Raw genomic sequence first — 18,248 nt, forward strand, 5'->3', positions numbered from 1 at the left:
GAGCTGCACCTTTTTCAATCAATTTTGCACAGTGGCCATTTCTGGCAATGCGGATAATCGGTTGGCTTCCCTTTAGCATTACTCTCTGTACCGTTGCATTTACCGCATTCAATGATGCCAGTGCTAAATTTAGGTCTGACAATTGCTGCTTAATATTCGGGATCGATTTCATTTTTCACCCCTGTACGTATTATTCGATGACTTCAGTAACGGAAATATCGCAGGTTTCAAACTCCAATTCATCGCAGTTAATGAGTTTGAAACCATGTGAATCATCCATGCGTGGCCATCCTTCGATAGTTTCAAATTCCCGAATCAGTCTTTGAATGCCATAGCCATATGCTGTCGTTAACTGAAAACAGCGCTGAGCTAACATTTTGAGAATGGCAATGAGTACGTCTCCATCTGCATCACGTAGACGGGAACGGCTGTCATCCCAGAAGCTGTTGATTTCTGCCAGCATGTCGCTAGTGACCACGTCATGATCGATTTCAACAACCAAATCCAGCTCACCGAACCAGTTAATTGCGTAGCGTTTAACGTCAGCCATTTAAACCCCCTTGATCACATCAGCATTAACCACCGGCACGCCAATCTCAGCGGCCAGATTCATTGCTGCAATCAGCAGGTTGCTGACAGCAAGTGGATAAAGCAGGCTGAAGGGTGTTTTGTCGTTGCCGCCACTGAAACTCAGTCGGGTCCTGATGGCATCCACCGCGCTGGTGTCCATGACATCGCCCAGCGGTTTACCGACACGTTACAGTTTAAACGTCAAAAACTCTTCCAGGTTGTTGTTCAGCGCTGGCAACCCGACAATTTCACAGCGCTGGACAACTTCCCGGACATCCATATTGCGCTCTGAAAGTTTGGTAGCCAGCTCAAGCTGTCCAATCAGAACAATAGACAACAGTTTTTTAAACCCATTTTCCAACTCAAAAAAACGCTTCAGATGTTTGAGTGTGGGGATTGGTAGACTATGAGCTTCTTCAATCACGAGAACGTGGTTGTAACCGGCATTACTGCTGTCTTTCAGTACGCGATGTAGCTGGCGGTAAGGCGCCTTCTGGCTGCGTTTGATGTTCTCCAGCGGTGCAGTTGTGCTGATAATGGCTTCAGCAATCGACGCCGCTTTCAGGGTTTTTCCCTTAACGTCATTGTCTTCCATCGCGATGATATAGGGTTCAATAACGATAACCGGCGCGTTCTTGCGGTTAACCCGGTCAATCAGATCACGGCGCAGCGTGGATTTACCCGCACCGGATTCACCAATGACTGCCATAAACCCGCCATGTTTCGCGGTCTGATACAGCGCTTCCCGCACGTAGCGGATATCCGGTGTTGTAAATACATCCTCTGCCCCCTGCATGGCATCATCGGCAAACGGGTCACGGAACAGCCCGAATGCCTTTTTTGTTTCTTGAAGTAACACCTGTTTTTTGAGTAACATGTTTGCCTCCGTTTTGAAGTCTGTTGTATCTGCTGTGCGGGATGTGCCGTCCTGCACAGCATCAAAACTACTCAGTGTTTCAATGCCATTAGCCGACAAAAAGTCTGTCAGACGCTGGCGAATTTCCCCGGTGTTGGTGCGTCGCCACTGGTTGTGATTAACAATTTGTGCCAGCGTGGCCTCTGACACAGCGATATTTCTGGCGACAACGGCCTGCGAGAGCCGGGCCTGTTTAATTGTTGTTTCAGTACCAGCATGTTCCCCCCTAGTTACCGTTGACAATGTTGATAACGTTGCCGGAAATCGGCGTCAGCAGTGCGTTGGTGACGTCGTCTAGCTCGTCAGCAGGGACGCCATCTGGATACAGCGCCGTTAACTGGCGATAGTACTCTGGTGACCATACCTTGCCTGTGGTGCTGAACTTCTCCCGTAATACTTTGGCTGCTTCCACATGGGTCAATGGCTGCTGTTCAATACGTGGCCCACGTACCTCTGACGCTTGCCCGCGTTTTGGCAGATAAGTGGGATGATCATCCCGTTCAATATCAAGATAGGGATTGAAACGCCCGCCAAACGGCACAGCTTTGGCCTTCTTCGCAGCCTCGGTCTCTTCCTTGCTCTGAGTGCCGTACACGCGCTGTTCAACCTCTTCCTTATGCTGCTCAGTCACGCTTTGCGGCAGTGCGCGGAATTCACGGCCAATTACCGGCGAATCCACGGCAAAACCGTGCTCATCCTTCATGACCTCATCGACCAGGAAGAAGGTTTTAAACCCGTCCTCTCCGGTCAGTACCACCTGCGCCTGGTCATCGCGGTAGAGGTTTCTGGCGACCATCAGGCTGTCGCCTACATAGATGCCTGGCACGGCGGACACATCAAACTGACGCTTGCGAAAGCGAATGCGCAGGAAGGTGTCCACCTTGCAGCTCACTGGCGCAGATACCGCCGCCTCACGGCATACCTCAACAGATAGTGCTTTAATCAGTTGCAGCTCGGTGATCAGCAGCCATTTATCGGTGCGTGTCATGCAGTAGCGGCTGTGAATGGCGGAGCGGTTGAACTTCATGCGCCACAGATGAGCCAGCCGGTTCAGTTCGTCGATGTTGTCCACGCGGCAAAAGCGCAGGCCGTGCTCAAAGTCGCGCTCCAGAATGTCACGCGCTTTTTCCACCGAACCGGTGGCGCGGGCATTGCGGGCCTTGTGAGCAATTAACTGAACGCCCAGCGCCTGGCAAAGGTTGGCCATCGTCGGGGACTTGAACGCCGCGCCGGGGTCGGTAAATAGGATACGCGGTACGCCATGCAGCACATCAGCGCCGCCGCGCTCCTGCATCATGTTGATCAGTAATGAAGTAAAGTTCTCGGTGGTCTCACCACCAAAGCGGTACTCCAGGTAAATCCAGCCGGTGGTATGGTCAGTGCCTTCAAATGACCAGACCCGGTCGTTAACCACCTTTGCTACGTTGGCCGGTTTGTTATCGTTGTACTCCCGCTCATCCATGATGCGTAATCCGGTGTCACCGAGAACCCCTTTAGCCGGGTTAGCACGCAGATTGACGCATCCAGTTGCCAGACGTGGTTGGGATGCAGGCTGGCCAGTTGTTGTGCGGGTGCGGGCGCACGCAACTGATCGGGATGCAGTTTGTACTGCTTCAGCGCACGGGTAATTGCACTGGTTGATAGTGGTGAAATTTCCCCGGTCTTTTGATCGACCTTTTCGGCCTGTATAAACCCGTTGTCTCGCAGGCTGTCAATCGCCTTATCCACACTCATGGTGCGCTTGCCAGTATCCCGAATGGTTTCCATCAGCATGCCGGAAATAGTGACGGCCTCGTCACGGGTCAGCGCGGTTTTCCCTGCATCAGCCCGCTGCTTGCGCACTTTCTTCGGACGTACGGCATTCAGCTTTTTGAGTAACGTGGCGCGGGACATCTGCAACTCCTCACAAGCAGCCTGATAAACTGGTTCTTTACTGCCATGCCTGGCAGCATCCGCTGCTTCTGCAATAGCGACCAGGCGCTGAATTAGCATGGGGTTCATGATCAACACCTCATTTAGATGTGGTATGAAAGCCTTGGTAAAGCTGCTTATCGTGCTCAGGTGACGCCACGCATTCAGTCTGCTGGATAAAACGTTGGGGCCATCTAAAACGGGGTTTTAACCCATATTCACGCAGTGCATGAAACGCCTCGCTTACTCCCATAACCTGCTTGCCGCCGACGCTTGTGATTTTCATCAGAAAATTAATTAAGCTTGCCGTCTGGTTGTGCGTCAGTTCTGGGAGTGTGATGCTAGAGGTATCATCTACGCTCTGAATCTGCCGGATTTTGCTCATCAATACGCGCTCCATTGCGTTAGCGAACGGCGCGGCATCATCGGCTGTGGCATAGATATCACCGTGGCGGGTCTGGATAGTGAAGCCCTTGCGCATATCAGGAATATGGCGGCACAGCGCGTAGCCCAGCACTTCAGGGCTGTCCATTACAGGTGTATTACTCATGGTTGTTCTCCTTTGATTCCTTTACCCAATCCGGTACGGTATCGATAGGCTGGTATTCCGGCAGGTTGAACCGCTGACGCAGGTCATCGAGCTGGAGTTGCAGGTCATTAAGGATGCCGAGCATGTAGTGGCTGTGGTTGATGCCGGTGCGTTCGTGGTGACCGTTCAGTGTCTTGAAGCCGCTTTGCAGCTCGACTAGGGCGCTGACCACCCCGTTTTTAAAGCCGCCCACCTCAGTCTCAATCGCCGCGCTTTCTTCATCCGAGGTCTCTTTGGCAGAGCGCCGTGTCAGACGGGTACGCAGGTCTTCTTTTTCATCTTCCAGGGCGTTGATGATGTCTTTTTTCTCGGCCACGGTCTGGCGGCTGATTTCCAGATCGGTTTTGAGGTCTTCGCTTTCCTTGGTGTGCTTGGCGATCATTTCCTTGGCCAGCTCCAGCAGTGCCGTTTTGTCGCCGTCTCTGGCCACTTCAATCAGGGCGCTTTTCTGGTCTTCCGGCAGGCGGCGGAACTGGCGCAGTTCGCGATAGCCGATACCCATGCGGGACATGGATTCAAGGGCTTCCTCGCCGAAAGCAGTTAAGTTCGCAATATCACGATCAACCTGATCGACAGAGCGCCCCAGTAGGTTGCAGAATTCATCCCATGTACCTGAGAGTTTTTCCGCACCGTGCGGATTTTTGGCACCTTTCAATTGGCGATATAGTTTGTTTTCCTTAACAAACGCTAATTTAGAGGTCCGCACCGTGCGGGAAAAATCCTCAAATGCACCTGCCATCTGCGTCTGCCCTAATAACTGGTTCAGCAGGTCGCGTTCGTCGCTAAACTGGTTGCTGACTACCGCCATCAGGTTTTGTGTTGCCGCCAGATCAGGGTTCAGTTGCGCGTCAGGATCTAGCTCCACTGACTGGGATTTGGTACGTGCCATCGTTATTTTCCTCTTATCGGCTACCAGCCAGAACACGCTGGTTTAACTCATCAATACGCCCCTGAGCGCGGGATATTTCGTTGCTATGAGCAACAGCGATTTGCAACACCTGAATACTCAGGACAAAACGCCCGTTATCCAGTTTTTGCGCCAGTCCCTCTTCAATCAGTGTGTTCAGTGCCCGGTTAATGTTGACTGGGGAATCACCCAGCGCCACCGCCAGTTCACCGTTGGAAACGCCACTCAGGGTATGACCACGCAGCGCCTTGAGAACGCGCAGAATACGAGTGCCTGAACTGGATGTATTTGGCTTATTCATGCTGCCTCCTGCGGTTGGCATTTCAGACCAAGCACAATAGCGGCTTTATGTGCGTTGCCACGTCGGCCCTTTTGTTTCCCAGATAGCAAATCGACAAACGTATAACGGCTGATGCCCGTAATACGGCTGATATCGCTGACACACAGGCCATGAGCCTGAATGTACTCACGGGCCGACTGTGGCGTTTGCGGATACGGCAGAGGCCATTTATTTGCCGATTTAATGAGTTGGGTATCGCGTGTCATAGCTGTTTTTGCTCTCCCCTTGTGGTAGATTGCGGTTAATCGCATCCGTGGTTTGTTGCGTTATTACGTGGTTAATCATGGTGCGGATTTCCTTATCAGCCAATAGATGAGTGCAGAAAAACTCACATGATAGGTTTGCGTATAAAAGAAGAAAGGGAAAGGTTATCCCTCACGCAGCAAGGGATGGCTGACGCTATTGGTGTGGCAAAAAGAACGTTTATCGATTGGGAGAAAGATAGAACGTCACCAACAGCGGTGCAGTTATCTGCACTATCGGCGCTTGGTGTTGATGTTTTATATGTTGTTACTGGGTTTCATAACACATCAGTCTCCGCACTCCGGCCTGAACTTACTCGCCGTAAATCAACCTTATTGGATAACTATGATCACCTCAGTGAGTCTGATAAAGCCGCGCTGGAGCGCACGGCCTTTGCGCTGGCGGAACAAGGAAGTGTAAGCAAAAAAGGAAAGAGGGCGTGATGTGTTTTCTCTGGTGACAGACTAACAAAAAGTTTTGGTTAATAACCACAAATCAATATACACGAAGCAACATTTTTATGAGCAATGAAGAAATAGGCTTGCGCGTAAAACAAGTCCGTGCAGGAAGTGGTTTAAATCAAAGGGATTTTGCAGCGAAACAAGGGATATCAAATGGCGGTATAAGTCAGATTGAATCAGGAAAGACTGTGCCAGGTGGCGATTTTTTATTACGTATCCACCAAGAGTTTAGCGTTGATTTGACTTGGTTGCTTTCGGGGCTGAGCAACAGTGAGTTCTCTCCACTTAGTCGCTGCCAGTCGGCTTTGTTGAATAACTATGATCACCTCAGTGAGTCTGATAAAGCCGCTCTGGAGCGAACGGCCTTTGCACTGGCGGAACAAGGACGTGTAAGCCAAAAAGTAAAGACGGCGTAATGCGCCGCGGGGCTTAGACAAAATATTTGGAGGGGTTGTGAGCAAAAGCAAAATGTTGGCTCTGGGAGTACCAGAGTTCAGGTAATATGTGGATTGCACCAATACTCTCCATAAATTTGAGAACGTTCTCTATGAGATACCCGGTGGTATGGGGTTTTGGATTAGGGCGACTGAACGGGTTGATGGGCCAGAGTATCAGTTTAAATCAGCCGTTGAGTCTTCACCTTATATCGCTTACCTGGGACTGCATAAAAAATACAGGGTGCATTATCCCAGAGACACCTTGTCTGGCAGTCCGACCAACCATCTATGCTAAACGAAAAATTGGCGGGAACAATCAGGTCTGACGGGGTTGTTATTGATGGAAAACTCATTGGTTATGACGATTTTATTGGCCTGCTTACGACCCACGAAGGTTTCTCAATAGAAGTGAAAATTACTGACTAACGATACATTCCTCTAAAGACTCTATTTTTGTGAACAATGAATCTCCCGTAGAAAAAGCGAAAAAGATGAAAGCCTGAATGGATCAAACATTGCGTTCAGGCGCAGTCGGAATGCTGCCCGTCACTGTAGGGAAGGCAGTGCTGCACTTTCTGGAAAATAAAAAAACTGTTACCAATCAGGCTCTCAGGGAGTATTTTGAAGAGATGCTTAAGAAGGAGTCGCCATCCCCAATTTCAGACTGGACAAAGGCAGCTCTGGATCTTCTGAATCATTCAGAGCCTGAGCGATAGCCGCAGCAATGAAAGCCAGCGGACAAACCCAGGCGGCTTCACTGATGTGTACCGTAAGGCCATCCACGGGCGATGGCCAGTTAAGCGTATCCAGGCACCTGTAATAGGCTTCTTTCAGATTTTCATCAAGGCGCAGTTCAAAGCACCAGTGGCCGTTTTCGTTCTGTATCCAGCTCATGATGTTTCGTTTTAAAAATTACAAATCACCAGCTCCCGTCGTGGGGCTGACTTTCCCGACAGGCTGTACTTGATCCCCACGCTCTGTAGGTTCAGCCCGTCAAATGCCTGCCGCATTTCCGGTATATCATTCACCGAGATGATCATCTTCCCCTTGATCTCCCGTGCCAGTTGCGCCATGCGGTCATAATTTTCCAGCCCAAACCCGACACCATAACCTTCCGTGCCCCAGTACGGAGGATCGCAGTAGAACAGCGTGTGTGGACGATCATAACGCTGGATGCACGTCGCCCAATCTAGGTGCTCAATCACCGTTCGGGATAGCCGCAGGTGGGCCATTGACAGCTCTTCCTCAATGCGCAGCAGGTTAAAACGTGGCGGTGATGTCGTTGCCGTACCGAAGGTACGGTCTTCAACCTTGCCACCGAATGCCTGCTTTTGTAGGTAATAGAACCGGGCGGCACGCTGAATATCCGTCAGCGTCTCTTCTGGAACAGCCTGCAACCATTTGTAGATCTGGCGGCTGACCAGCGCCCACTTGAACTGCCGTACAAACTCTTCCAGATGGTGTTTCACCACCCGATAAAGATTCACCAGTTCGCCATTGATATCGTTGATCACCTCAGCCTTGCTGGGGTGCTTCAGAAAATACAATGCTGCCGTGCCACAGAACGGTTCAACATAGCAGGTATGAGCAGGAAATAGCGGCAAGATGTGTTTGGCCAGGCGGCGTTTACCGCCAATCCACGGGACGATGGGTAAAGATTGCTCTTTCATTATCTGTAAGCCTTTTTCACAGGATGAAAATACGGTAGGCTTTTCCGGTTATCGAGAACGGGAGAGCCTCGGTTGACTCACAGGTCACATCTGTGTGTTGACGGCTTGTCCGGTGTTCCACCACCAGACAGGTCGCTCTTTTCCCCGCCATACTGTCGTTTATTTCTGTCTTGCCACTATTAACGCCGTTTAAAATCCCTGCGGGCATGCAATGCGTCATGCTGTCTCCACTTACACTAAGGAGACGGCAACATGAACCTCAAAAAATCCCGTATCACGCGCCTGAAGCGTCTTTTGGGCTGGCAACTGACTGCCGCACTGTTATTGGCGGTCATCGTGCTGGTATCGCCGCAGCAACTCCCCATCGTTATCTACAAAATTTCACTGATCACGCTGTCAGCTGTGCTGGGCTATTGGCTGGATCGCTCGTTATTCCCCAAAGCCACATTAGGTCAGTATCTGGTGTACGACCCGACATTTATGGCCCGGGGAGTTTATCCCATCAAACCCGGTTACGAGCAGGTATTCGCCGTGGCTCTCATCCGTCGCGCCATCATCGTGGCAGCGGTCTGTCTGGCCGTGGCGATGGGGCTATAAAATGGCTCATCGAATCCGTAACAACGATCCAGGCACTGGTCTGCTGCTACTGCTATTCATTCTGCTGCTGGTCGGTGCGTTGGATAGTGATGCTGCCCAGCCGCCTGCTGCGGCCCAGCAATACCGTAGCGAGCTTATCCGTAACGCCCGGCTGGACTGTGGGCTGAATGCACCCGTGGCCGATTTCGCGGCGCAACTTCATCAGGAATCCGGCTGGGATCCTCGCGCAGTCTCGCCCGTTGGCGCACAGGGGCTGGCACAGTTTATGCGTGCGACGGCGACGTGGATTAGCGACCTCATGCCGGAACTGAAAACCAGTCAGCCGTTTAATCCAGCTTGGTCGATTCGCGCATTGACCCGCTACGACCTCTGGATTTGGCAACGCATTACTGCCGCTGACGACTGCCAGCGAATGGCGATGACGCTCTCCGGCTACAACGGTGGGCTGGGCTGGGTACAGCGCGATCAGACGCTGGCGGCGCAGCGTGGGTTAGACCGTCAGCGCTGGTTTGGGCATGTCGCCACCGGCAATGCCGGGCGCTCTGCAGCTAACTGGCGTGAGAACCGCCATTACCCGCAGCGTATCCTGCTGGCGTTAGCGCCGCGCTATCTGACGTGGGGAGGCCGTAGCTGTGCTGAACCTGCTTAAAAATCTGCCGTGGAAAACCTTGCTATGGGTTGCTGCCTTACTGTGTGTTCTGTGGCTGATTTACCAGAGCGGTTATGAGAGTGGATTCACTAGGGCTGAATCCGATGGCAATACCGCATTGGAAAAACAGCGAGCTGAAAGCAAGGCGGCATTAGCCTCACTTCAGGCAGATATCGCACAGCAGCAACAGCAACGTGCGGAACAGGCCACTGCCGCCTTACAGGCATGGCAGCAGCGCTATCAGCAGCTTGTCGCGTCCTCCCATGCCGCCGAACAGCAATACTTCACCACCACGGCGTTATTACGCCAGCAAAACGAAAACCTGAAGCGGAGAATTGATGATGTCACGCAACGCTGGATTGATGAACGCGGCCAGAGCCTCCCTATTGAATGAGTGTTTACCGCTGGCTTCGTGCAGCAGTACAACACCGCCTTTGGTGTCGTTACAGGAACAGGCGCTACCACCGCTGACAGCAGGGCTGGCGATACGTCCGAAGCCACTGCCACCCTTGACGCCCGGTTACGCGACTCCGGCGTTACCCAACGCGACATTCTCGCCCACAGCGCCGACGCCGGAGAACGTTACCAGCAGCTTGCCGCGCAGGTAAATGGCCTGTTGGATCACCTCGCTGCGCTACAGAACAGGAAGGAACAATGAAAATTGAAGTGGAGTTTTGGCAACTGGTGGGCCTGTTGCTGGGTTTTTTAGGGTTCGTCTTTGCTGCTGGGAAAATTCTGCTGGCGCAGATAGAACAGCGCCTGAATGAACGTTTTGGTGCACTGGAGCAAGGCCGCTCTCAGAGCGAAAAAGGCTGGCAGCGGCTGGAGCGGGAATTTCTGGCGTTTCGGGCCGACCTTCCTGTGACCTATGTCCGGCGCGAGGATTACATCCGTGGACAAACGGTGATAGAAGCCAAGCTGGACGCGGTTTATAACAAGCTGGAACTGGTGCAACAGCATCGAATGAACGGAGGACAACATGGTTGATATTACCCGCGTGCGCCGTGAGGGACTGCGCTGGAGTCTGCTGGTCGCGCTCAATAAAACCCGCTCGTACACCGCCAGTGAGACGCTGTTGCTGGATATCGCACGGGCCATTTACCCGGATACCACGCCGCTGGAGTTGCGACGAGAACTGGACTATCTGTCTGATGGATCTTTCCAAACGCCCGTCAGGCGACTGGTTCGCTGATTTAACGCGGCTTGGCGTTGATATCGTTGAGTGCACCGTGGAATGTGGCCCAGGGATCGCCCGACCTGAAAAATACTGGAGCGAATGATATGGCCCGTCGCAGCACTATCGACAAACTGCCGGAAGAGGCCCGCCGCTGGCTGAAGCGGGCGCTGACAGAATCGGGTTTCAGCGGTTATGCCGAACTGGAAAGCCTGCTGCGTGAGCAGGGTTACATCATCAGTAAATCGGCGATCCACCGTTATGGCCAGAAGATTGAAAAACGTTTCGGTGCTATTCGTGCCGCAACGGAAGCCGCCCGCATGTTGACCGAAGGGGCAGCGGACGATCAGGATGCGCGTTCGGAGGCGGTCATCGCGCTGCTCCAGACTAAACTGTTCGAGAGCATCGTCCAGTTGCAGGAGGCTGATGAGGATGAAATCGATCCCAAAGTGCATGTCGCGCTGTTGTCCAAAGTGGCAAAGAACGTCGCCACGCTGTCACGGGCCAGCGTCAACCTGAAGAAGTTCCAGGCAGAAGTCAGAACCAAAGCGCAGCAAGCGGCGAGCAATGCCGAGAAAATTGCCCGCAAAGGTGGCCTATCAGCTGACGCGGTGCAGGCACTGCGCCGTGAGATCCTGGGAATTGCCTCATGACAAAGTTATCTGGAAATATTGCTTCGGTGTTGCCCGATACCTCGCAGATGGACGTACCTGTCGCACTGATGCCATACCAGCAGCGCTGGGTTGCCGATACATCACCGCTCAAGGTCATTGAAAAAAGCCGTCGTACCGGTATTACCTGGGCGGAAGCCTCCGATAACGTGCTGACGGCTGCGTCGTCGTCAGTGGCCGGAGGAATGAATGTCTACTACATCGCGTACAACCAGGACATGACTGTTGAATATATTCAGGCGTGCGCGATGTGGGCGCGGGCGTTCAACTACGCGGGCAGCGAGATTGAAGAAGGCTTCTGGCAGGAAGATGAAGACGACATAAGACCTACACCATCAAATTCCCCGACTCAGGCTTTCGTATCGTCGCGTTGTCCAGTCGTCCATCCAACCTGCGTGGCCGTCAGGGCATCATCGTGATTGATGAAGCAGAATTCCATGAGCAACTGGATGAACTGCTGAAGGCCGCACTGGCGATGCTGATTTGGGGCGGTAAGGTGCGCGTGATTTCCACCCATGATGGTGATGACAACCCCTTTAATACGCTGATCGGGGATATCCGCGCTGGGCGTCAGGGCGGCAGTGTACAGCGTATCACCTTTAAAGAAGCGGTTACGGAAGGGTTGTTCCATCGGGTGTGCCTGCGTACCGGGCGTGAATGGTCTGCCGCTGCAGAAGCCGAGTGGATGGCCTCGGTATACAAATTCTACGGCACCGGTGCATCCGAAGAGCTGGACTGTATCCCGGCTAATGGTGGCGGAGCCTGGCTGTCCCGCGCCCTGATTGAATCCCGGATGTCAGCAGATACCCCCGTTTTACGTCTGACCTGCCCTGAAGGTTATGAGCTGAAATCCGATGAAACACGCTGGAGCGAAACACAGGGCTGGCTGGACACCCATCTGAAACCGCTGCTGGATGCGCTACCGAGAGGTGCCCGCTCGTTTCTGGGGCGTGACTTTGGCCGCAGTGGTGGATTATCCCCTGTTACAGCTAAAGAATCTGGTACGTCAGGTGCCATTCGTGCTGGAGCTGCGTAACGTGCCATTCAAGCAGCAGGAGCAGATCACCTGGTATTTGATGGACGGCTTGCCGATGTTGCTGGGGGCGGCATTCGATGCACAGGGCAATGGCGCATATCTGGCGGAATACGCCATGCAGCGTTACGGTGCCAGTCGGGTACAACAGGTAATGCCCACGGAGGGTTGGTATCGGGACAATATGCCGCCCGTCAAAGCCGCGCTGGAAGACGGTAATCTTGTCGATCTACCCAAAGACGAGGATACGCTGGATGATCTGCGGGCTGTTCAGGTCGTGAATGGCGTTCCCCGCGTGCCGGAACAGCGCTCAAAAGCCAAATCTGACGGCGGTAAACGTCACGGTGACGCAGCCATTGCACTGGCGCTGGCCTACTACGCAAGCCGGGAAATCAATAAAGGGCCGGTGACGGCATCCTACCGCAGACGCAGAACGTCTGCACGTTTACTGGAGAACTACTAATGGCGCGCGGACTCTGGGTGTCCCCCACCGAATTTGTTTCCTTTTCCGAGCCTAAGAAATCGCTCAGCGAACAGATCGCCTCACGTGATCGCAGCATGGATTTCTATGGGCTGGGGATGTACCTGCCCAATCCCGACCCGATCCTGAAAGCACAGGGAAAGGATGTCCGTATTTATCGTGAGCTCCGCACCGATCCGCTGGTCGGCGGCTGTATTCGTCGCCGCAAGGCGGCGGTGAAAACGCTGGAGCGCGGCGTGGACATAGGGAACGCCTCTGTCCAGGTATTCAGCTTTATCCGTGACATGCTGACGGATATGGATATGTAGTGCATTATCGGGGAAATGACGGATGCGGTGCTGTACGGCTACCAGCCCTGTGAAGTCATGTGGCAGCGCTCTGGGACAAGCTGGCATGTTGTCGACATCGTCGGTAAGCCCGCTGACTGGTTCCAGTTCGACACTGACAACCGGCTGCGCTTCCGTTCTCGTGACAGTGGGTTTGAGGGTGAAGCCATACCAGACTACAAGTTCCTTGTGTCGCGTCAGGATGCGACCTATGACAACCCGTATGGCCTCCCCGACCTGTCGATGTGTTTCTGGCCTGTTATCTTCAAAAAAGGCGGCATGAAATTCTGGGTACGGTTTGCCGAGAAATACGGTTCACCCTGGGTGATCGGTAAACATCCTCGCGGCACGCCGCAGAGGGAAATTGACAAACTGCTGGATTCACTGGAATCGAGGATGCTGTAGCGGCTATTCCCGATGATTCATCCGTCGATATCAAAGAAGCGGCGGGCAAAGCCGACAGCAGTGAGATTTACCAGAATCTGATCGCCGTCTCGCGCAGCGAAATCGCTATCGCGTTGCTGGGACAGAACCAGACCACCGAAGCGACGGCGAACAAAGTCTCAGCACAGGCAGGGCTGGAGGTCACCGACGATATCCGTGATGGCGACAGCGATATCGTGACCAGCGCGATCAATCAGTTGATCCGCTGGGTGGTTGACCTTAATTTCGGCAGCAACGTTGTTGCGCTGGTGTATCAACTGTGGGAGCAGGAATCTGTCGATAAGGTGCAGGCCGAGCGTGACGAACGGCTCAGCAGCGCATGCGTGGTTCTTTACCCCGCAATACTGGAAGCGTCAACTGCAGGACGGCGATATCGACGAAACGCCCAGAGAGACGTTCACTGGCCAATCGCTGGCGTTCGCGGAAGCCGTCAATGCCGACGTTAACGCACAGGATACACTCGATGCGGCGCTGGACATTCTGATGAACGGTGGCCAGCTCGACGACACGCTGGAGCCGTTGCTGGCCCCACTGTTTGAGCGCGTCCAGTCCGGCGTTCGTCCCGGCGATTTGCTGGGCGAACTGGCGGAGCTGTATCCGCAGATGAAGGCCGACGACCTGCAAGAGCGGCTGGCGCGTATATTATTCGTAGCAAACCTTTGGGGGCGTCTGCATGAGCATCACCGCGACTGAACTGGCGTACTGCATGACGCTACCGCCTAAACGGGCTATCAGTTACCTACAGGCGAAAGGCTATGCGATAAGCTGGGACTGGGAGGCGGTCTGGCAGGAATCTCATGCCCGCGCCTTTACCGTCGCTAAAGTGACCCGGTTGGATATTCTGGAAGATATCCGCTGCGCCTTGCAGGAAGCAATGGATGACGGCAAGACTGACCGCTGGTTTCGTAAAGAACTGGAGCCAGTGCTGCAGAAGAAAGGTTGGTGGGGGCCGCGTGATACCACCGACCCGGTGACCGGTGAACCCGTCACTATTCAGCAGAGTAGCCCATGGCGGCTGGATACCATCTTCCGTACCAATATGTCAGTGCTCTACAGCGCTGGCCGCTGGGCTGAGCAGATGGAAAATGTCGATGACCGGCCCTACTGGATGTATAGCGCTATCCGCGACAAGCATACGCGGCAAAGCCATCTGTCGATGCACGGGCTGGTTTTTCGTTTCGATGCTCCATTCTGGCAGGCTTTCTACCCGCCGAACGGCTGGCGCTGCCGCTGTAGCGTCATTGCGCTGAGCCAACGTGATATCGAACGGCGTGGGCTGAAGGTAGCCAACGCGATTAATGCAATGGGCTGGGAGCTGAAACTGGTCTCAGAGAAAACCGGTGAGATGCAGCGCGTGGCCATGTTCAATACGGGCAGCACAACAATCAGTACCGATCTTGGCTGGTCGTATGCACCGGGTGCAGCGTACCGCCCGGATTTGGCCCGTTATCAGGGCGGACTATCATCCTTGGCTAAACAGGAGTTATCGTCATGAGTACAGTCTCTATCACCATCAACGACAGTGATCTGCGGCGTGGATTGAGGGAACTGGAAAGCTCGGCGGCGGATATGACCCCGGCGATGCGCAAGATTGCAGGCACGCTGCACGCAGAAACCGATAGCAATTTTGATGAGAGCGGACGGCCTGAATGGATTGTGTCGCAGGCGGCAGAAGACCGGAATGGTCAGACGTTGCGCAAAACCGGACGACTGCAGGGATCGGTATCAACCGAATATGATCCCCGCACGGCGATGATCGGCACCAATACCGTTTATGGTGCCATCCATCAGTTCAGCGGCAAGACTGGGCGCAATGAATCCGTCGAACTACCCGCCCGACCGTATCTGCCGATCGATGAGGATGGCAACCTGCCATCCGAGGCGGTCAACTCGGTATTGGACACCATCCAACGCCATCTTGCATCAGCGGCGCAGCGTTGATTTTTTCTCATCGCTCCGTGAGCCATAGGCATTTTATGATTATAATTCAGCATTTCATAACACGTTTAGTAGAGGGATCGCTTTGGATTTTCGTTTCGCATTCTGGAATTGCGCGATGTCGCCGCCGGGGAAAAAAGGAATGCAGTCACCAGCCAATATAGCTGATACGGTTGAGGTTATCGCCGAACTGTTTGTGAAGGAAAAGATAGGCTTTATGGCACTATGCGAAGTGAATAATGAGTCATTTGAATCTCTTTCAAACGCGCTTAGTAGTTTGCCTTTTTATCACAATACATGGACGACAAAACATCAACGGGAAGCAAGTTTGATATTGGCTATTTCTATGATTCGAACCAAGTTGCAGTTAAGCATGGTCGTGCGCATATCTGTCACTTAGGAACATCTTCTATAAAAATTGCTCAGCAATTACATGTTGTTATAAAAGAAGAGAGTCCATCCTTACTCAACGTTCTTGTTTCTCATTGGCCCAGTCAATTACAAACCATTGCCAAAGACTTCAGAAACAAGTGCTCAATAGGTCTGAGAGGTTTTGTTGAAACCCTTATGACTGATAAAAAACAGGTTATTTTGATGGGAGATTATAATGACGAACCTTACGCCCACAGCCTGTTTAAAAACATGTCGGCTACTAACGATCGTGATTTAGTGTTATCGGAACCAGATTATTGGCTATACAATCCTTACTGGAAGACCCTTTCTGCAAGAGTGCCATTCTCGATTGATGAACAGCAACATGATTTTGGCACCTGTTACAGTAAAGCCGGGAATCGCAATACATTGTCGGCTTTCGATCAGATTATCTTTTCCGGCGATTTCCTTAGCTCCGGGCCGTGGTATCTGGAAGAATCCGCTACCGGCGTGGTTTTGACCGATAAAATACGCGCTGCCATAATGAACAATAAACACTGTTTTGACCACATGCCGGTGATCGGCTACATCAGGAAAAGAGAGGCCACTCATGTTTCAGTTTAAAGAACTTATTAAAACGGGTATGGCTTCAGCCAGCGAGGTTGAGCAGAATCGTAAAAGCATCAATGAAGTTTTTTTGGCATTGAATAATGCATTAAAAGAACAAACTAAGTAAAAATTTACGATTCAATAAGTTATCATTAAGCCTGGTGTTCTTTTTGATATGGCGAAAGCTTACGCTATGGCAAAGGGAGAATTGATGGAACCGGCTATTTCGATAGAAAAACCTGCCGGAAAAGGCACGTTGGATATATCGTTTAACGATGACACTCATGAACCCATTGCTCGCTGGGAACAGCACCCTGATGGCTATCCCTTTACCATTGAGTTTTTAGGCGAACGCTCGGACTGCTGGGATCAAGAGTCTCTAGCCAATATGTTAGGCAAAATCGTGGCATCAGGACAATTTTGGTTAAAGGTAAAAGAGCTGAATTCCAAACCAGCAAAAAGTGTTAAACCACCAGAGGATTCCAAACCACCACAGGACGCCAAACCGCCACAAGATGCTAAAAGTAGGAATAAGCCGAAACCTTCTTAATCAAAGGTCTTGTATTGATTTCAGGCGGCACGGGTAAGCCAATGTGCCGCCTATCCTGAAAAATGGCTTACATTCCTTTATAAAGGCTTTACAGCCGCACTATTCCCACCACCCCAAACCCGCTTTGCTCCCTGTTTTTCTTAATGGGGGTTAACAGCCAACTTTAGCGATTCCGTTGACACTGACCTGAGTTTTCCAAACCGGGACAGCACTATGCCGCTCCACATTTTTAAATCCGGCACCCATATCGATATGCACGGCACGAAACTGCCGTTCACACCTGCTGATTTGGCGGTGTGTGCGGCGGCATATGACCCTGCAGTGCATGAGGCCCCTATGGTGATCGGCCACCCGAAAGCGGATGCACCGGCCTATGGCTGGGTGGCTTCATTGTCAACCAGCGGCGGAGATCTGCTGGCTGAACCTAAGCAGGTCGATCCACAGTTCGCCGAACTGGTGGATGCGGGACGTTACAAGAAGGTTTCCGCCTCGTTCTACCTGCCTGATTCGCCCAATAGCCCGAAGCCCGGCACGCTCTATCTGCGCCACGTAGGGTTCCTCGGCGCACAGCCGCCGTCGATTAAGGGGCTGCGGCAGGTGGCCTTTAATGAACAGGAAGACGGCGTGGTCGAGTTCGCCGACTGAGGAATGATGACCAGCGCCAGCCTGTTCAGGCTCCTGCGTGAGTTCATCATCAGCAAATTCGGCATGGAAGAAGCCGACAGCGTCCTGCCGTCGTGGCAACTCGACACGCTGCGTGATGAAGCGATGCGGGAGGACAAAACCGTACAAACCGACCCGGCATTTCAGGAACCCATTCCCGTTAACCCAACATCCCCCCATGAGGACACCACTGTGACCAAAGAAGAAATTGAGGCCCTGCAGGCCGAGAACGCCCGCCTGAAGGCAGACGCAGCCACCCGACTGGCTGCTGATGTGAAGCAGCGGCAGGAAACGGTACATACCGGCAACGTCGCCTTTGCTGAAAAACTGGTGACGGAAGGCCGTCTGGTGCCAGCGGCAAAGGCCGTCGTCGTGGCGCTACTGGATGAAGTGTCTAAAGGCGAACAGCCCGTTGAATTCGCTGAAGTTGAGGTGAAAAAGCCTCTGGCCAGCGCGTTTAAGGAACTGTTAGGCGGTACTACACCCGTACTGGATTTCAGTGAGCACGCCACCAAAGACCGCGTCAACGTCGATCTCACCACGACGTCAGCAGAATTTGCTGAAGCAGACCCTGAGCGCCTGGCTCTGCACCAAAAGGCCACCGCGCTGGCGAAGAAAGAAGGTATCAGCTACGACGCTGCTGTCGCACGCTGCCTGTAACCGCAGCAATCCGTAACCGTAACGTAAGAAAAGGAAG

Annotated in this window: 21 protein-coding genes and 6 pseudogenes; 17 read left to right on the forward strand and 10 right to left on the reverse strand. The window is 52.8% G+C overall.

From position 1 onward, the window contains the following. Positions 1-190: 190 nt before the first annotated feature. The 7 genes and pseudogenes from CS369_RS08385 to CS369_RS08415 form a co-directional block, all read right to left on the reverse strand. Positions 191-550 (reverse strand): DUF2528 family protein, encoded by a 360-nt coding sequence (locus CS369_RS08385; protein WP_196906734.1) that lies wholly within the window; start codon positions 548-550, stop codon positions 191-193. Continuing rightward, a pseudogene (locus tag CS369_RS08390) lies at positions 551-1,704 on the reverse strand (ExeA family protein). 8 nt (positions 1,705-1,712) lie between these two features. After that, a pseudogene (locus CS369_RS08395) lies at positions 1,713-3,487 on the reverse strand (integrase). Between the two features lie 10 nt (positions 3,488-3,497). Continuing rightward, positions 3,498-3,947 carry a hypothetical protein gene (locus CS369_RS08400; protein ID WP_196906735.1) on the reverse strand — a complete coding sequence of 150 codons (450 nt, stop codon included), beginning with the start codon at positions 3,945-3,947 and terminating at the stop codon, positions 3,498-3,500. Further along, complete coding sequence (locus CS369_RS08405; protein ID WP_196906736.1) at positions 3,940-4,875, reverse strand: hypothetical protein; 936 nt, start codon at positions 4,873-4,875, stop codon at positions 3,940-3,942. Before CS369_RS08405 ends, CS369_RS08400 begins: the two co-directional genes overlap by 8 nt. A 13-nt stretch (positions 4,876-4,888) precedes the next feature. Continuing rightward, positions 4,889-5,194: an IclR family transcriptional regulator gene (locus CS369_RS08410; RefSeq protein ID WP_196906737.1), complete on the reverse strand. Its 306-nt coding sequence runs from the start codon at positions 5,192-5,194 to the stop codon at positions 4,889-4,891. Next, positions 5,191-5,439 carry a hypothetical protein gene (locus tag CS369_RS08415; protein WP_196906738.1) on the reverse strand — a complete coding sequence of 83 codons (249 nt, stop codon included), beginning with the start codon at positions 5,437-5,439 and terminating at the stop codon, positions 5,191-5,193. The genes CS369_RS08410 and CS369_RS08415 overlap by 4 nt, the downstream gene beginning before the upstream one ends. A 183-nt stretch (positions 5,440-5,622) precedes the next feature. On the opposite strand from CS369_RS08415, the gene CS369_RS08420 reads away from it, so the two are divergent. Together CS369_RS08420 and CS369_RS08425 are read left to right on the forward strand one after the other, a co-directional pair. Continuing rightward, positions 5,623-5,919, forward strand: a complete 297-nt coding sequence (locus CS369_RS08420) for a hypothetical protein (protein WP_244664902.1) — start codon at positions 5,623-5,625, stop codon at positions 5,917-5,919. A gap of 77 nt (positions 5,920-5,996) precedes the next feature. After that, positions 5,997-6,353 carry a helix-turn-helix domain-containing protein gene (locus CS369_RS08425; RefSeq protein ID WP_196906740.1) on the forward strand — a complete coding sequence of 119 codons (357 nt, stop codon included), beginning with the start codon at positions 5,997-5,999 and terminating at the stop codon, positions 6,351-6,353. Between the two features lie 654 nt (positions 6,354-7,007). Here the strand turns inward: CS369_RS08425 and CS369_RS08430 are convergent. Genes CS369_RS08430 through CS369_RS08440 form a run of 3 tightly spaced genes read right to left on the reverse strand, consistent with a single transcriptional unit; the run spans position 7,008 to position 8,264 of the window. Then, positions 7,008-7,268 carry a hypothetical protein gene (locus tag CS369_RS08430; RefSeq protein ID WP_196906741.1) on the reverse strand — a complete coding sequence of 87 codons (261 nt, stop codon included), beginning with the start codon at positions 7,266-7,268 and terminating at the stop codon, positions 7,008-7,010. Positions 7,269-7,279: 11 nt separating this feature from the next. Then, entirely contained in the window at positions 7,280-8,044 is a 765-nt protein-coding gene (locus CS369_RS08435; protein ID WP_196906742.1) for a DNA adenine methylase, read from the reverse strand. Positions 8,045-8,060: 16 nt separating this feature from the next. Continuing rightward, positions 8,061-8,264, reverse strand: a complete 204-nt coding sequence (locus CS369_RS08440) for a hypothetical protein (RefSeq protein WP_196906743.1) — start codon at positions 8,262-8,264, stop codon at positions 8,061-8,063. 32 nt (positions 8,265-8,296) lie between these two features. Here CS369_RS08440 and CS369_RS08445 point away from each other — a divergent pair, with 32 nt between their 5' ends. The 15 genes and pseudogenes from CS369_RS08445 (at position 8,297) to CS369_RS08505 (ending at position 18,211) form a co-directional block, all read left to right on the forward strand. Further along, positions 8,297-8,641, forward strand: coding sequence for a putative holin (locus CS369_RS08445; RefSeq protein WP_196906744.1), 345 nt, complete (start codon positions 8,297-8,299; stop codon positions 8,639-8,641). A gap of 1 nt (position 8,642) precedes the next feature. Next, entirely contained in the window at positions 8,643-9,290 is a 648-nt protein-coding gene (locus CS369_RS08450) for a transglycosylase SLT domain-containing protein (RefSeq protein WP_196906745.1), read from the forward strand. Beyond that, positions 9,274-9,684 (forward strand): hypothetical protein, encoded by a 411-nt coding sequence (locus tag CS369_RS23425; protein ID WP_244664903.1) that lies wholly within the window; start codon positions 9,274-9,276, stop codon positions 9,682-9,684. Before CS369_RS08450 ends, CS369_RS23425 begins: the two co-directional genes overlap by 17 nt. Then, positions 9,685-9,948, forward strand: a complete 264-nt coding sequence (locus CS369_RS23430) for a hypothetical protein (RefSeq protein ID WP_244664904.1) — start codon at positions 9,685-9,687, stop codon at positions 9,946-9,948. Next, entirely contained in the window at positions 9,945-10,277 is a 333-nt protein-coding gene (locus CS369_RS08460) for a hypothetical protein (RefSeq protein WP_196906746.1), read from the forward strand. Before CS369_RS23430 ends, CS369_RS08460 begins: the two co-directional genes overlap by 4 nt. Then, positions 10,270-10,570 (forward strand): annotated as a pseudogene (locus CS369_RS08465) (hypothetical protein). The gene CS369_RS08460 and the pseudogene CS369_RS08465 overlap by 8 nt, the downstream one beginning before the upstream one ends. Before the next feature lies 1 nt (position 10,571). Then, positions 10,572-11,117 carry a DUF3486 family protein gene (locus CS369_RS08470; protein WP_196906747.1) on the forward strand — a complete coding sequence of 182 codons (546 nt, stop codon included), beginning with the start codon at positions 10,572-10,574 and terminating at the stop codon, positions 11,115-11,117. Continuing rightward, positions 11,114-12,631, forward strand: a pseudogene (locus tag CS369_RS08475) (hypothetical protein). The gene CS369_RS08470 and the pseudogene CS369_RS08475 overlap by 4 nt, the downstream one beginning before the upstream one ends. Beyond that, positions 12,631-14,112: pseudogene (locus tag CS369_RS08480) on the forward strand (DUF935 domain-containing protein). The pseudogenes CS369_RS08475 and CS369_RS08480 overlap by 1 nt, the downstream one beginning before the upstream one ends. After that, positions 14,093-14,914 carry a phage minor head protein gene (locus CS369_RS08485; RefSeq protein ID WP_196906748.1) on the forward strand — a complete coding sequence of 274 codons (822 nt, stop codon included), beginning with the start codon at positions 14,093-14,095 and terminating at the stop codon, positions 14,912-14,914. The pseudogene CS369_RS08480 and the gene CS369_RS08485 overlap by 20 nt, the downstream one beginning before the upstream one ends. Then, positions 14,911-15,360 carry a phage virion morphogenesis protein gene (locus CS369_RS08490; protein ID WP_196906749.1) on the forward strand — a complete coding sequence of 150 codons (450 nt, stop codon included), beginning with the start codon at positions 14,911-14,913 and terminating at the stop codon, positions 15,358-15,360. The genes CS369_RS08485 and CS369_RS08490 overlap by 4 nt, the downstream gene beginning before the upstream one ends. Positions 15,361-15,654: 294 nt before the next feature. After that, on the forward strand, positions 15,655-16,353 hold the full coding sequence (locus CS369_RS08495; RefSeq protein ID WP_196906750.1) for a hypothetical protein: 699 nt from the start codon (positions 15,655-15,657) through the stop codon (positions 16,351-16,353). After that, on the forward strand, positions 16,340-16,465 hold the full coding sequence (locus CS369_RS24560; RefSeq protein WP_280514751.1) for a hypothetical protein: 126 nt from the start codon (positions 16,340-16,342) through the stop codon (positions 16,463-16,465). Before CS369_RS08495 ends, CS369_RS24560 begins: the two co-directional genes overlap by 14 nt. Before the next feature lie 84 nt (positions 16,466-16,549). Continuing rightward, a complete protein-coding gene (locus CS369_RS08500) occupies positions 16,550-16,888 on the forward strand; it encodes a hypothetical protein (RefSeq protein ID WP_210769483.1) in 339 nt (112 codons plus the stop codon). A 213-nt stretch (positions 16,889-17,101) separates the two neighbouring features. Beyond that, positions 17,102-18,211, forward strand: a pseudogene (locus tag CS369_RS08505) (peptidase). Positions 18,212-18,248: the final 37 nt, after the last annotated feature.

The organism is Candidatus Symbiopectobacterium sp. 'North America' (assembly GCF_015762685.1).
In the GTDB taxonomy this organism is placed as follows: Bacteria; Pseudomonadota; Gammaproteobacteria; order Enterobacterales; family Enterobacteriaceae; genus Symbiopectobacterium.